Below are 17,523 nucleotides of genomic sequence, written 5' to 3'. Positions count from 1 at the left end.
AAGTTGATGGGCATGTGGTGCTATCCAAAAGTCAAAATAAACAAAATAGAGGAACAAATGCAGTTTTATAAATCAATGTTTGTGTCCCTGGAGTTTCCTTTAATGTTAATATTAACTGATTTAAAAATAGCCCTTGTTACTATTAAATTCCTTCCAATGATTAAGGAAGGAATTTATAGTTCAATTATACATGTTCCTTTTGATTGTTTATATGCATATCGTATTTTGACCAAAACTATATGCAAATGAGGTGAAAAAATGCCCATTACGAATCGATTTTCTACCACTACTAACGGGGCACTTGCGATTACAGGGAACACACTAGGTTTAAGTAAAATTAGTAACCAAAACCGTGCTGGTACAATCGGGGCAATTGGTGCATTCGTAACTACGAATACCGCTTTACAAGTACCTACTTTTCCTGCTGGTACAACGTTAAACTATACACAAAATAGTTCTACCGCTGTATTAAATATCCCTGCTGGTAGTACGATTCTTTACGCAGAACTCGTTTGGGGTGGAAACTATTTATCTCGTGATCAAAACATTACGAGTGTTTTAGGAAACCCTGTTTCTTTTACTACACCTGTTTCAACATACCCAATTACCCCTTCGGCTGTTACAGCTTCAAATCAAACTTTCGTTTCTGGATCTGTCACATTTGGATTCTATACACGTTCTGCAGATGTAACATCTCTCGTTCAAGCTGCTGGATCTGGCTCTTATACAACTGGCTCTGTCCCTGGACTTGTTGATCCTTTAGATGCTTCTAATGGGGCTATCAATTCTTCTGGATGGACGCTCATTGTCGCTTATCAAAATGGGACATTGCCAGCAAGAAACTTAACCATTTATGTAGCGGGTAACCGTGTTTCTGCTGATACCGGTAGTGCAGATGTAGCTGTTTCAGGATTTTTAACACCTTCCGGAGGACCTGTAAGCGGACGATTATTTTTGAGTTCTACCGAAGGGGATGCTGATTTAATTGGGGATCAGGCTCTATTCGGACCAAATTTCAGTTCATTAAACGCTTTATCCGGACCAAATAATGCCATAAATAATTTCTTCGGTTCCCAAATTAATAATGCTGCAGGAAACTTAGATACAACAGGGACATTTGGAACGCGAAATCAAAGTGCTTCTTCAGGTACAAACATCTCTGCAGGAAGACAAGGCTGGGACATTACTTCCATTGATATTTCTCCCTATTTAACAAATTCTCAAGTATCTGCCGCAATCCGTTTAACAACTAACGGAGATGCATACATGTTAAATACAGTCGGTTTACAAATTAATATAAACTCACCTAATATACAAGCAACGAAAAGCGTGAATAAAAGTGTAGCTACAATTGGAGACATTCTCACTTATACAGTTACTATCCCTAATACCGGACTTCTTCCCGCCAATAACGTTATTTTGACAGACATTCTCCCTAATGGGACTTCCTTTATACCTGGCACTGTAATGGTAGATAACATACCACAAACAAATGCAAATCCTGCCGCTGGTATATCTCTTGGAACAATCAATAATGGTGCTTCTCGTACAGTAACTTTCCAAGCGACTGTCGTTTCTCTGCCAAATCCAAATCCGATTTCTAACACTGCTAATATTACATTTCAATATACACCAATCGCCGGTGGAACGACCTTTAACGGTCTTGCAACAAGCAACTCTGCTGGAACACAAGTTAACCTCGCAGATATTAATGGCACAAAATCAGTTAATAAACTTTTTACCGATATTGGTGAAACGCTAACTTACAGTATTGCCTTAGCTAATATAGGAAATATCGCTGCAACAAATGTTATATATACGGACCCGATTCCTAGCGGGACTACTTTCATTCCAGGGAGCGTAACTGTGAACGGAGTTACCCAAGCTGGCGCAAATCCCGCTACTGGTATATCAATTGGATCTATTGCTGCTAATTCTACGACTACGGTTTCATTTCAAGTATTCGTTCCTTCTATCCCGCAAACAAATCCCATATTAAATAGTGGTACAACAACTTATCAATACATTCCTGTGCCAAATCAACCGGCAGTAAGCGGGACTGATACGACGAATATTGTCTCCACTCAAGTGAATAATGCTACTGTAACAATGACGAAAGCAGTAGATAAAAATTTTGCAGATATTGGTGATATACTAACGTACACCGTTTCCTTTACAGGTACAGGTAATACGAATGCAAACAATGTTATTTTTACAGATGTCATTCCTACTGGAACAACTTTTGTTGTAAACAGTGTAACAATTGATGGCACGACACAAGTGGGCGCAAATCCCGCTAACGGTGTGAACATTGGATCCATCCCAACTGGTACAACAAAAAATGTTTCATTTCAAGTAGTAGTAAATACAATACCCGCGTCAAACGTCGTATTTAATGGATCAAGCGCTTCTTATCAATATACCGTCAACCCTAGCCAATCACCAGTTACAAAAAACATTTCTTCTAATCTCGTTTCCACTCAAATTAATAATGCGAATGTAACATTAACAAAATCAACTAACAAACAATTTGCCACAATTGGCGAAACGATAAGTTATACAATCCTTATTACAAACAGTGGAAATACAGCTGCAACTAACGTACAGCTAACAGATTCACTTCCAAATGGAACGATATTAACACCAGGTTCGGTAACACTCAACGGTGTTTTACAAAATGTAGATTCACTCGTTTTCGTACCTATTGGTACAATACCAGGAGGAGCTACTTTCACCTTATCCTTTCAAGTAACAGTCATCAATATTACGACCCAAAATCCTATCATTAATAACGCCTTCGCTTCTTATCTATATACTGTAAATCCAAGTTTGCCACCGACTTCAAAAACAGCAAATTCTAATTCTGTTACATCAACAATTAGACTAGCAAATCTCCATGCTAATAAATCTGTAGATAAAACGTTTGCGGAAGTTGGTGATGTATTAACTTACACCTTTGCTCTTACTAACGATGGAAATGTTGCAGCGAACAATGTATTACTATCTGATTCAATTGCGAATGGAACCGCTTTTGTCCCAAACAGCGTTATAGTTAACAGTGTTACTCAGCCAGGCGTTACACCAGCTAGCATCAATATTGGTAGCATCAATGCTAATACTACAATTACAGCTTCATTCCAAGTAGTAATCACTAGCATTCCAAATCCAAACCCTATTTCAAATAGCGCTTCCATCTCCTATAACTTTATCGTTGATCCAAACACTTCACCTGTAAGTAAGAACACTACTTCAACCACTACATTTACTCAAGTAAACGATGCAAATGTCATTTCAGCCAAAACAGTGGATCGAGCGTTCGCTACCGTAGGGGATATATTAACTTATACTGTTACTTTGACGAATGCAGGAAGTGTTTCTGCTGATAGCCCTACTTTCGTAGATACGAATCCAGACGGTACTACCTTTATTCCAAATACTTTTCTTATTAATGGTGTACTTCAAAATAACGCAGATCCAAATATAGGTGTTCCACTACCTTCCATTGCTGCTAATGGCTCACTTACTGTCTCTTATCAAGTAACCGTCACCTCTTTACCAACACAAAATCCAACATTAAATTCATCTAGTACACAGTATAGCTTTATTCTAAATCCGGGCGATCCACCAACTATAGAAACATCTGTAAGTAACACTGTAAGTACACAAATTAATTTAGCAAATGTAGTGATTGTCAAAGAAGTAGATTTAACTATCGCCGATGTCGGGCAACCAATCACATATACAATTTCTTTAGCTAATCTTGGCAATACTACAGCAAATAATGTTATTGTTACCGATATAATCCCTAATGGCTCCACTATCGTACCAAATAGTATTTTTATAGGTGGTACTTTACAACAAAGTGCAGACCCTAGTACCGGTCTTCAAGTCGGCTCCATTCCTTCAGGTGGTTTTACAACGATTGTTTTTCAAATAAGTGCAAATGGGCTACCTTCACCAAACCCAATTCAAAACAGCGCTTCACTTCAATATAGCTTTATCGCTGATCCAAACTTACCTGCTCTCGTTAGAAACACTGCTAGCAATATAGTAACTACACAAATTAATACTGCTAATATCGTTGCTACAAAACTCACAAGCACAAACTTCGCTGATGTTGGTGATGTCATACTATATGCAACTATTTTAACAAATAACGGGAATATCTCTGCTGCTAATGTAACGTTTACAGATATCATTCCAGCGGGTACCCTCTTCATTCCTAATACTGTAACGATTAATAATGTCCCTGTAGCTAACGCAAATCCTGCCACTGGCATTTCAATTGGTACGATAGGAGCGAATTCATCACGCACCGTTGCATTTCAAGTTTTTGTACCAACTATCCCTGCTGTAAACCCAATTACAAATCAATCAAGCACAACATTCCAATATACGTATGATCCATCCAAACCTGCTGTGATGCAGATGGTTGCTTCTAACACTGTACAGACAACTATTAATAACGCCTCAATTGCCGCTACTAAATCTGCAGATAAACAGTTTGCTAACGTAAATGATATTATTACGTATACAACTACTTTAACGAATAACGGGAACACACTTGCATCAAATGTAATTTTTACAGATGTAATTCCAAACGGAACATCATTTATTCCTAATAGTGTAACAGTAAATGGCAATACACTTCCTAATACAAACCCAGCAAGTGGAATTGCAATTGATCCAATAAACCCTAATACAAGTGCAACAATCTCATTTCAAGTAATAGTAAATTCCATTCCTAGTCCAAATCCAATCCCGAACCAAAGCAATACAGCGTACCAATATGTCATAGATCCTAACTTACCTCCAGCGTCCGCCAATGCGTTAAGTAACGTAATAACAACTCAAATTAATAACGCTACAATCGTCGCTACGAAGTCAGTGAATACACCGACAGCTGCAATTGGGGATATCGTTACTTATACGATTGCAGTTACGAACACAGGGAATATCCCTGCTAGCGCTACAGTTTTAACAGATGGACTCGGTGCAGGCGCCTCATTTGTGCCAAACTCTGTAACTATCGATAATATTCCGCAGCCAGGGTTAGATCCATCACTTGGTATTCACTTAGCAGATATTCCCCCAGGAGATACTGTATTCATTACTTTTCAAGCACAAATTTTAGCGATACCACCTAGTGGCACATTAACAAATAATGCTCTTGTAAATTATGAATATACCGTAAATCCAAACCAATCACCCGCTGTTGGTAGTACAGTTACGAATACGACGGTTACGCCAATTATTGATGCAACTCTTTCTATAAATAAAACTGTCAATTCAAGATTTGCTACTATTGGAGATACACTGACTTTCACTGCTATCATTACTAATTCCGGTAATACTACCGCAAACAATGTTATTTTTACAGATGTAATTCCAAATGGTACATCATTTATTCCAAACAGTTTTACGGTAAATGGAACAACTATTCCTAATGCAAATCCACAAAATGGTATCAATATTGGCAACTTGAATTCAAATGCATCTGCTACACTCAGTTTTCAAGTAAACATTACATCACTCCCAAATCCGAATCCAATCCCAAACCAATCATCGCTTCAATATAGCTTTATTGTAGGTATAAATGAACCGCCAGTTTCACGAACAGTTCAATCTAATAAAACTTTTACACAAGTAAATACTGCTTCCGTTATCGCAACAAAAACTGCAAGCAGTGCATTTGCTGCTGTTGGAGATACAATTACGTATACAACTACCCTCACCAATAGCGGAAATACTACCGCAAACACACCTGTTTTTATCGATATATTACCACCTGAACTTTCATTCGTTCCTGATAGCGTACAAATTAATACCATCCCACAACTTGGATTTAGACCAGATAGCGGGATTTCTTTAGACTCAATTCCAGTTGGAGGAACGACAACAATTAGCTTTCAAGCTATCGTTGGCTCAATACCAGTTACAAATCCAACTTTGAACCAGTCTAGCACGACATACTCGATCATTGTTGATCCTACCCAGCCGCCGGTGACAGAAACAGCTACAAGTAATCCAACTTTAGTTCAAATTAACGAAGCGATTATTCAAGCAACGAAAAGTGTGGATCGACTATTTTCTGACGTAGCACCTGGAAATTCATTTTTAACGTATACTGTTTTATTGGAGAATATAGGAAACACAACTGCTACGAATATCATTTTTACAGATCCGATTCCAAATAATACAGTGTTTATAGCGGATAGCGTTCGAGTAGGCGGGGTTTTATTACCTGGGGTAAATCCAGCGAATGGGGTACCAATTGGGGATATTATTGCAGGAGATTTTACAAACATTACCTTCCGCGTGCAAGTAGTTAGCATTCCAAATCCAATTTTCACAATTGGACCTGGGGGGCCAAACTCACCAGTTGTAAATGGCGCTTCTATTGATTATCAATTTATGACAGGACCTAATTTACCACTCGTTTCAAGAAGTACGACATCCAATCCGGTTTCGACACAAATAAATTCCGGAGAAATTACACTTGTTAAATCTGTAGATAAAACTTTCGCAACAATTGGCGATACAATTTCTTATACGATTACATTAAGTAACCCTGGAAATGTTACTTCACAAAATATAATTTTCACAGATATTTTACCTGACGGAACGACATTCATATCTGGCACTCTTACAAACGATTCTGGTACACAGCAGATCGGAAATCCAGCTAACGGGATTCAGATTGGAAATATAAATCCAAACGGAACGGCTGTGATTACTCTCAACGTACTTGTTACAAATATTCCAAGTATAAATCCAATTTCTAATTCTAGTTCTGTACAATTTTCACATGTGGTCGACCCTAGCCAACCTTCCGTATCACAAATGAATGTATCTAATGCTGTTTCGACAACTATTAATAGTGCAATTTTAACAACCCAAAAAAGTGCTGATAAATCTATCGTTTCAGTTGGAGATACGATTACGTATACAACTACTATTACAAATACAGGAAATACAGCCGCTACGAATATTACTTTCACAAGCGCTATTCCAGCTAGCATTACCTTTATACCAAATTCATTCACGATAAATGGCGTTCAGCAGTCTGGTGCACAACCAGCACTGGGAGTAACTATACCAAATATCGCACCGGGTGAAACAGTAACTGTTACTTTCCAAGTAAATGTTATTTCTGTTCCCCCTTCAAATTCGATTATGGGTAATGACACAATTTTATATTCTTATACTGTCGATCCAAACGGAACTCCTATTACAACTTCTATTTCAACAAATATCGTTACAAACCCGGTACTAGATGCTATGATAACGATGGTGAAATCTGTAGATCAAACACTTGTAACACTAGGTGATACCATTACCTATACGACAATTTTAACGAATAGCGGTAATACAAACGCTACGAATATTACTTTCACTGACCTCATACCAGATGGTACGACGTTTATAACTGATAGCGTTACAATAGATGGCATCACACAAATCGGGCTCAACCCTAATACAGGTATTACAATTGGATTAATTGCTCCTAACAGCTCAATATCTATAGCATTTCAAGTTACCGCTACTTCTACACCAGCCCAAAATCCTATTGCCAATTCCGCTACTGCTTCTTACACATTTATCGCTGATCCTAATGCCCCTATTGTTTCAAGGACCGTTACTTCAAACACAGTGTTCACTACGATTAATACAGCTACCATTCTTTCATTAAAACAAGTCGATAAATCCTTTAGTCGTATTGGAGACACACTCACTTATACTGTCGCTTTAACAAACAATGGAAACTCATCTGCGCAAAATGTTATATTCACAGATACCGTACCGAGCGGAACAGCATTTATTGCAGACACATTTTCTATTAATGGAATTCTTCAAAGTGGTGCAAATCCAGTGAACGGTGTAAATATCGGAACTATAACAGCTGGGACTACAGTAACAATTTCGTTCCAAGTTACTGTAACGTCATTACCAACTGAAAACCCCATTGTAAATTTCTCATCAACATCGTACCAATTAGTCTCACCGCCTGATGCAGAAACTTCAATTAGCAATCCTGTTTCAACGCAAATTAAAGAAGCACTATTATCCATGACGAAAAATGAAAGTGTATCCTTTGCAGATATCGGGCAAACTGCTTTTTACACTACTTCTATTTCGAATATAGGAAATACAGATGCAACTAATATTGTATTCACAGATGTATTACCAAATGGAGTCACATTTGTTCCTAACACATTAACTGTCGATGGTGTTTTACAACCTGACGCGAATCCAAATACAGGTGTATTACTTGCAACACTTCCGCCTAATGAAATATATAGTATCGTCTTTCAAGTTACAGTGAACAGCATTCCCCCTATTAATCCAGCACCAAATACAGCATCAACAACATATGAGTTTACTGTTGATCCTGTTAATCCTCCAGTATTAAGTGCGGCTACTTCCAACACTACGCTTCTTCAAATAAACAACGCGAATATTATAAGTACAAAAACAACAGATCTTACTTTTGCGGATGTTGGTAATACAATAACATTTACACTTAACCTCCCGAATACAGGGAATGTGACTGCAACTGATGTTACCGTTATCGATACGCTTGATAGCAATTTAACTTTTGTTCCAAACAGTTTCACAGTTAATGGGCAAACCATTCCAAATGCTGATTTATCTACTGGTGTAAATATCGGTTCAATTAACGGTGGTACTGCAGCAATTATCACATTCCAAGCTACCGTTACAACCCTACCAATCAACAACCCTATTTCTAATTCAGCTCTTACCACTTATCGTTATATTGTTGATCCAGACCAGTCACCTATTACAACTTCCAATCAATCTAATACAACGACAACACAAATTAATAGTGCTATTCTTACTGCACAAAAAAATTCAAATGTGTCAACAGTAGATATTGGGCAAGATATCATCTACTCCGTTACAATTACAAATAGCGGAAATGTTAATGCAACGAATGTTATTTTTACCGACGTTATTCCAGACGGAACTTCCTTTGAACCAAATAGTTTTACACTTAATGGAACTATTATCGAAAATGCAAACACCATTACAGGTGTCCCAATTGGTGATATCGCGCCAAACGAATCTGCCATTGTAGAATTTCATATTACTTCAAATGAAATCCCGGCTATTAATCCAATTACGAATCAAGCTAGCGTTAGCTTTCAGCATATCGTTAATCCAGATAATCCTCCTGTTTCAAAAAACATTACTTCAAATAGTGTTATCACAACAATTGAAAGTGCTATTTTAACTACTACTAAAATCGGAGATAAAGCTTTTGCAACGATTGGTGATACGATTACGTATACAACTACGATTACGAATACTGGAAATATTCCTGCCAATAACGTTATTTTCTCAGACCCGATACCATCGTGGACACAATTTGTTGCAGGATCAGTTATTGTTGATAGTACTCCAATACCATCTGCTTCTATCATTGACGGTATTGGCATAAATACGATCATTCCAAATCAAACTGTAACAATCATATTCCAAGTTCAAATCGTAAGCAATCCATCAACATTCACACCTGAACTCCAAAACTTAGCATTTGTTAACTTCCAATATAACGTAGGCAATGCATTACAGGCTCAGCCTGGCAATGTGGAAACGAACGTCTTCGTTACTTCTATTCATTCAGCAATACTTTCAGCTGTAAAAACTGCTAGTACAGCCTTTGCGAATATTGGAGACACGATCACTTATACAGTTTTAATACAAAATAGCGGCAGTACAAACGCTACGAATGTAAATTTCTCAGACCTCATTCCAGCTGGAACGACCTTTATTGAAAATAGTTTTGCCGTAAATGGAAGTACCATTCCAGGTGCAAATCCAAATAACGGAGTTAATATCGGAACCGTTAGTACGAACAGTTCCTTAACCGTTACTTTCCAAGTCATAGTTACATCTACTCCGCCTTCAAACCCAATTACAAACGTTGCATCCGTTCAATACGAATTTCTTGTTGATCCGACTTCTCCTCCTGTTACAGGCACAATTACTTCTAATAGTGCTTCTACACAAATTAATAATGCTACTGTTACAACGGTTTTAGAAGCAAATCGAACAATTGTATCTATCGGAGATATAATTACGTATACAGCAACATTAACAAACACTGGAAACTTCCCTGCAAACTCGGTATTACTCATTAACGGTGTTCCTGAAGGGGCATTATTTGTTCCCAATAGTGTTACGCTTAACGGAATTTCACTTCCAGATGCAAGTCCAACTCTCGGTATTCCAGTTGGCATTATCGCACCAGGTGATTCTGCTACAATTACGTTCCAATTTCTTGCAAGTTCTATTCCGCCACAAGGAGCAATTATAAATCAAGCACTTACAAGTTACACATATATTGTCGATCCAAGTCAACCTCCAGTTACAGCAACATCTTCATCTAATACGGTTAATACAGCTGTCGTTGATGCATCACTATCTGTAATTAAAAATACAGATTCCCTCGTACAGTCTACTGACGGTACAATCACTTACACTGTAGTCGTTCAAAATAACGGGAATACAACTGCAAATACAGTTACTTTAACAGATTTGGTCCCAGAGGGAACTGCATTTATTCCGGATAGTGTGACCATTAATGGTGTTTCAGCTCCAGGTACTGATCCAAACGTAGGGATCTCATTAAACTCCATTGCACCTTCGGAAATCGTCACCGTCACATTCCAAGTTATCGTTCAATCCATTCCAAGCGTGAATCCAATTTCTAATATAGCTCGTATTGACTATACTTTTATCGCTGATCCAACTGCTCCTATCATCTCTCGAACAATTACGTCTAATCCAGCTTTCACACAAATTTCGGATGCGAATGTTCTTTCTTTAAAAGCAGTCAATGCACAACAAGCAACAACAGGTGATATTTTGACCTATACGATAACGCTAGAAAATACCGGAAATATTCCAGCTACGAATCTCATATTTTCAGATACGCTTCCAGAAGGGACTACATTCGTAGACAATAGTTTTACACTTAACGGAACAACTATACTTGGTGCCAATCCAAATGTAGGTGTTACTTTGCCTAACCTAGCAGCAAACGCTACTCACCTTATTGCTTTCCAAGTTCTTATTAACGATCCATTCTCGCAACAATCGATTACAAATCAATCTAATACAACATATACAATTCAACCAGATCCAGGGCAACCGCCTATTACTGAAACATCTACAAGTAATATTGTCATTACAAATTTCGTGCAAGCACAATTAACAATTACAAAAACGTCCAATCCAATAACTGTAGATATTGGCGGAACTATACTTTATATTTCTGAAGTGAAAAATAGCGGCAATGTTGACGCAATAAATATTATTTTTACAGATTCGATTCCAGTTGGGACTACATTCGTTCTCGACAGTGTCACAATTAACGGTGTACTTCAGCCTGATGCAAATCCCGAAAACGGAATACCAATTGGAAAGATTCCACCAAACAGTTCCAAAACAATACTATTTCAAGTACAAACAAATAATCCACCTACTGAAACCGAAATTGTAAATCAATCTTCAGTAACTTACCAATATATAAGTATTCCTACAGCTCCACCAGTGAATCGCTCTGCAAATTCTAACATTGTTACAACATCACTTCAAAATGCGAATATTATTTCCGTTAAAAGCGCAGATGTAACTTTCGTCTCCATCGGGCAATTTATTACCTACACAAATACACTACAAAATATCGGAACGGTTCCAGCTAACAATACGGTGTTCATTGACAACATTCCAGAAGGGACAATATTCATTGAAGATAGCTTATCAATAAATAATGTCATTCAGCCTGGTACGAATCCTGAAAATGGAGTAACTCTCGGCACGATACAACCAGATGAAACAGTCACTATTTCATTCCAAGTACAACTTACAAATATACCTGAAGACAATACAGTCATTAACATCTCAGACACTTCATATGAATACCAAATTGACCCTAGTTCTCCAATTATTCAGCGTAGATCATTATCAAATACAGTAAACACGGAAGTCCGTACAGCAAATGTTAGTGCAATTAAATCTGCTAACAGATCCATTACACGCATCGGTCAAATTATCACATATACCATCGCAGTTACAAATGCTGGTACAGTACCTATTACAAATACTCTCCTAATTGACGCAATCGCTGCTGGCACCACATTCGTTCCAGATAGCATTCTTGTAGATGGCATACCAAGACCTAACGAAAATCCAAGTACCGGAATCTCACTTAATATTATCCTTCCAAACAATACAATTATCGTTACATTCCAAGTAAATGTAGACTCGATACCTTCTCAAAATAACATGAATAATATCGCCGTCATCCACTATGAGTATCAGCCAGACCAAAGCTTACCACCAATTTCAGAAACGACATCTTCCAATACTACAAATATACAATTTATTGATGCCATTCTTATCGCTACAAAATCCGCTAATACAGTATTAGCTAATATTGATGAAACTATTGAATATACAGTACTCATTCAAAATAACGGATCCACTACAACTAACTCCATCTTTTTTACTGATATTATAGAAGATGGAACAGTATTTATTTCGGGGAGTGTAACAGTTAACAACACTGTACTTCCTGCAGCAGATCCGAATATCGGCTTTTCCATCCCGAATATCACATCAGGTCAAGTAGCTACAATAACATTCCAAGTTTCGGTTACGAATTTACCTGCTGCAAACCCAACACCTAATACTGCAAACATCGTCTACGACTTTATTTTCAACCCTGACTTTGCACCAATTCAAAAATCGACTACTTCCAACACTACTTTCGTTCAAATTAATGATGCTGATATCGTTTCACTTAAAACTGTTGATTTGACTTCTGTAACAATTGGTGATGTTTTAACTTATACAACAACTTTAACAAATACAGGGAATACGGATGCTACTGCTCTTGTATTTACAGACAATATTCCTGGTGGAACAACCTTTATAGACGGTAGCGTTTTAGTAAATAACATTCCGCAGCTTAATGCCAATCCAAGTACCGGTATATTGTTAGGAACGATTGCTCCTAACATTTCTATCCCAGTCACATTTTCTGTTACTGTCGTAGCGCTTCCAGCTAGTGGTCGTATTCAAAATCAATCCACTTCTCGTTATACAATTAATAGCGAAGAACAAATATCAACTAGTAATATTACCTTCACTGAAGTTATTTCTGCTAATATAATTGCAACAAAAACAACGCCTATCCAATACGCTGACCTACAAACGATTATCCCTTACACTATTTCCATCACAAACAATGGGAATATACAAGTGGAAAATATTATCGTTACAGATATCATCCCAGCAAATACGAGCTTTATAGAGAATAGTGTTATTGTGAATGGAAGCGCTCGTCCAAATGATAATCCACTTAGCGGGATACAACTTGATAACATTCCGCCTAATACGACAGCAACTATTCTATTCCAAGTACGGGTTACTTCAATTCCGCAAACAAATCCAATCTCTAATACGAGTACAATTGAATACCAATACACGTTACCAAACCAGCCGCCTATTACCGAAACTATTATTTCATCAGCTGCCGTAACAACAATTAATCATGCGACTTTGAATAGTAATAAAACTGTTGACCTTGCATTTGCAACGGTTGGTGATGCGTTAACGTATACGATTACACTAAATCAAACCGGTAATGTTGCAGTAAATGATGTAATCATTCAAGATATTATTCCTCAAGGTACTACGTTTATAGAAAATAGCGTCATTGTAAACGGAGAAACTCTTCCAGGAGTGAATCCAGTAAGCGGCATACCAATTGGTACTATAATTGTAGATGGAGATGCTATCGTTTCATTCCAAGTAACTGTGACTACTATTCCAACACCAAATGAACTAAACAACAACGCAATTACTACTTTTAACTATATAGTCAACCCAAATAACGTACCCGTTACAAATACGACTACAACAAATACCGTCACAACTACTGTCCAAAATGATAATGTCATTGCCATAAAATCTGTTGATGTAACGAATGCCTTACCTGCTCAAACTTTAACGTATACAATTACGATTATGAATAGCGGTAATGTAACGATTGAAGACCTTCTTGTTATAGACACCATACCAATAGATACGACTTTTGTTGCTGGTAGTGTTACGATTAACGGAATCAATCAGCCTAATGAGAATCCGGAAAATGGTATTACGTTAGGAAATCTTGCTCATAATGACTCTGTCATTATTACGTTCCAAGTGACAATATCTTCTTCTACTCTTCAACCTACAATTAATAACGATGCTACTGTTTCCTATACCGTTATCATTGATCCAGATGAACCACCTATTACAATTACAAAGCAAACAAATACCGTTACAACAACATTAATCGAGCCAATAATTAACATTGAGAAAACAGCAGACAAATCTATCGTCGTTATAGGAGATGTTATTACATTCACATTAGAGGTATTTAATGATTCCACAATTCCGACAATTAGTACTTCTGTTATAGACACAATTCCAGCTGGTACAACATTTATAGAAAACAGCGTAACTATTAACGGTACTTCGGTTCCAAATGTTCGTCCAGACACTGGTATTAATATTGGTTCTTTATCTGCAGGTACAGTAGCAACTATAACATTTCAAGTCCTCGTAACTTCTATTCCTTCAAACAGTACAATTATAAATTCTGCAACAGTTACCGCTGCTTTTCAATTGACACCACAGGATCCAATTATTACTTTCATTGTTAATTCAAATATTGTTCGTATACCAGTTCAATTTATAACTACAACAGTCACGAAAAATGCTTCCGTCAGCTCAGCTTATTTAAATCAATATTTTGATTACACGGTACGCATTACAAATACTTCCAAAATTTCACTCTCAAATATTTCGTTACAAGATACTATTCCAGCAGGTTTACAATTTATAAACGGCACTGTCTTTATTAACGGTGAACGCTCTCCACTAGCGAATCCGAATATCGGTTTCCTAGTTGCCACTAATTTAGAGCCAAACGAAACAATTATCGTGTTATTCACAGTACAAGTAATAAGTCCACCTGTTAATAATGAGTTTAAAAATACGGCCAATATTTCGTTACAACTTCAAGTCTCGCCTACCGATCCACCAATTACAGTAACCGTTACAAGTAACGAGAACATCGTCACCTTTGTTCCAGAAAATCCAGATGAAACACTTCCAAATTTAAATTGCTTCTTTGACGGTGAACGCTTCATTCGCATTACTCCTCGAAATATAAGAAATTACCTTTGGGCTTGGATTTGGTGGCAGTAATTAAATAAAAAATAAAAAGCTTGTAATTTGGATGTTATCCAAATTACAAGCTTTTTTGACATGGTACCTCTAGTTACTTAATCTATTTCAAACCTCTGATAAAAAATTATTCAGTCAATTTTTTAGTTGAAAAGAAAATATTAAGAAAAGTAAAAGGTGAAATTGAAAGAAAAGTGTAAAAGCTTGTTCACTTATATAATTTATGTAAGAAATACAGGTAATGTATATGAAGCAATCGAAGTTATGAAAATAAAATATATAATACGGGGTATAGCTAGTATTGATATTTGGCAGCTAATATCTAATTCGGTAACCAATCAAATTAACTCATTTTACTTTCTTGGGTAAAGCTGAACCTGAATGTTCAATTATTGAATGAACATGAACATTAATTTGGGCATCACTAAAATAATTTTCGCCTTGATCCCAATTCTTACGTATTTTCTTCCATTTTTTATAATTATGCCGCTTATATACTTCTCCTAACGCTAATACATCTACCTTATATTTTTTTTGAACAAGCTTTATTGATTTTTGAATCCTTTGTTCCACCTCTTTTGAAATATCCTTCGTTAAGCGTTTTTCATTCATGAATTTTTTATGATCACTAAAATGCAACTCCGCTAAAGCACCTTCGAGAAATAGATGAATATCAAACTTCGGTTTTGTAGTATTTTCAGTAAATACCTGTATTTTTCGGTGTAGCTTATGAATTTCATATGTAATAAGCTGGTCCTTTTTACGTATGGTAAAATAACCTCCTAATTTTTCACCGATTATAAAGTTTATTCCCACTGTCTGTTCGCCGTTTAACATTCCAACACACTTGTTATCCTTCCCACGAAACAACGCAGCCCCATCCATTTCTATCCCCTGTTTTGTAGGTTTTAAGACAGGTAGTACAAAACTTCGGTTTGAAATTATCTTTTCCTGCACGTCACCAATTCTTGCTGCCTCAACCATCTGAGCATTTTTAGGAGGGTGTTCAGCTAGCATATCAATATACTGTGCCGGTAAATTTTCTGATTTTGCATTTTGTTTCAAGATTGCTTCTGCATTTTTCTCAGAAACAAATAGACGAATATTTCTTCTCATTTCATGATCTCGAATGTATACATCTAACGTATTTTGTAAAACATTTGGATTCGATAGTAATTCTTCAGAAAAAATGATTACTTGTATATGTGGAAAAAATAAAGTACGACTAATCTTTTTAGCGATTATTCGTATTTGTTCAAACACACTATCTCCTTTTGCACTCACATCAATATAATTATTCCCTGCGCCTTTTCCACCTTCTTGCGTTAACTTACTGGGAAGTACCATTTGATACGTCCCTTTCATAATTGGATTAGATTTCTTTTCCTTAACAATATCGTAAGCGGCACCTACTACAAAGCCTCTTTCTTCTATCTCCGCTAACTCAGAGCAACCGCTGATAGCCCCAGCTATAAGCGCAATTGTTATAACTTTAAAAAGACATTTCATTTCCACCATTCCTTCATTTTATCTTATATACAATAAAAATTAGTAAAGGCGCTAACACAATAAATCTCATATCAAATCACTTAAAATCCAAATAAGCCCACTGTGTGAAAAGAAAGTTTGGATAGCGATATCTCGAGGCATAGAAGATGCACCTATACATCACTGGTTGAAGATGCCACAAAAAACAAGTTCCCAACATCTAAGTTTTTCATCTCTATACTCAAATGATTTCAATTATTTTTGCTTCTCAAGATTCATTATAGAACCTTTATTTTTTTGATTAACTTAACAATTAATCTTCATGTAATTAAAAAGATAGATTATTGATTTTTATGAAAGGAAAAGATGTTTATGACACTACATGGACGTTCAGAATATTTACTGAAAGAATGAATGAAAAAATTACACTGTAAGAATAAATTTAATTTTGTGTTTTTTGAAGACAGCAGATGCAACGGACCTGAAGGTAGCTGTTTTAAGATGGGTGGTGAATTCGAACTTTTATTACAAAGAGCAGCTAAATTAGATCCCTTGTTTATTATTCATGGAGGAGACAAGGTTTATACAGTAGAAAAGAAATATGTATAACACTAAACAAAATCATTATCCCTAAAAACAAAATATACGGATTAAATAATTATAAAGTAGACTATTTAGAAAAATAATTATATCTTACCCGGCTTAATCCTATTTTAGCAATGCATGCGCAACCTAATATAGGGGTAGCGTCAGGAAAATGCGGAT

The 17,523-nt window shown here is 36.6% G+C and carries 3 protein-coding genes; 2 read left to right on the top strand and 1 reads right to left on the bottom strand.

Annotated elements, in window-relative coordinates; translation table 11 throughout:
• Both KI369_RS00120 and KI369_RS00115 read left to right on the top strand, forming a co-directional pair.
• On the top strand, nucleotides 1-249 hold a 249-nt coding region (locus KI369_RS00120), incomplete at its 5' end, for a hypothetical protein (RefSeq protein WP_238484898.1).
• Between the two features lie 9 nt (nucleotides 250-258).
• Entirely contained in the window at nucleotides 259-15,291 is a 15,033-nt protein-coding gene (locus KI369_RS00115) for a DUF11 domain-containing protein (protein ID WP_212954672.1), read from the top strand.
• A 327-nt stretch (nucleotides 15,292-15,618) separates the two neighbouring features.
• Here the strand turns inward: KI369_RS00115 and KI369_RS00110 are convergent, their stop codons facing one another.
• A complete protein-coding gene (locus KI369_RS00110) occupies nucleotides 15,619-16,779 on the bottom strand; it encodes a Ger(x)C family spore germination protein (protein ID WP_061531599.1) in 1,161 nt (386 codons plus the stop codon).
• Nucleotides 16,780-17,523: the final 744 nt, after the last annotated feature.

The organism is Bacillus sanguinis, assembly GCF_018332475.1.
GTDB classification, from domain to species: domain Bacteria; phylum Bacillota; class Bacilli; order Bacillales; family Bacillaceae_G; genus Bacillus_A; species Bacillus_A sanguinis.
The sequence above is the reverse complement of the archived record's forward strand: the minus strand, read 5'-3'. Positions and strand labels throughout refer to the sequence as shown.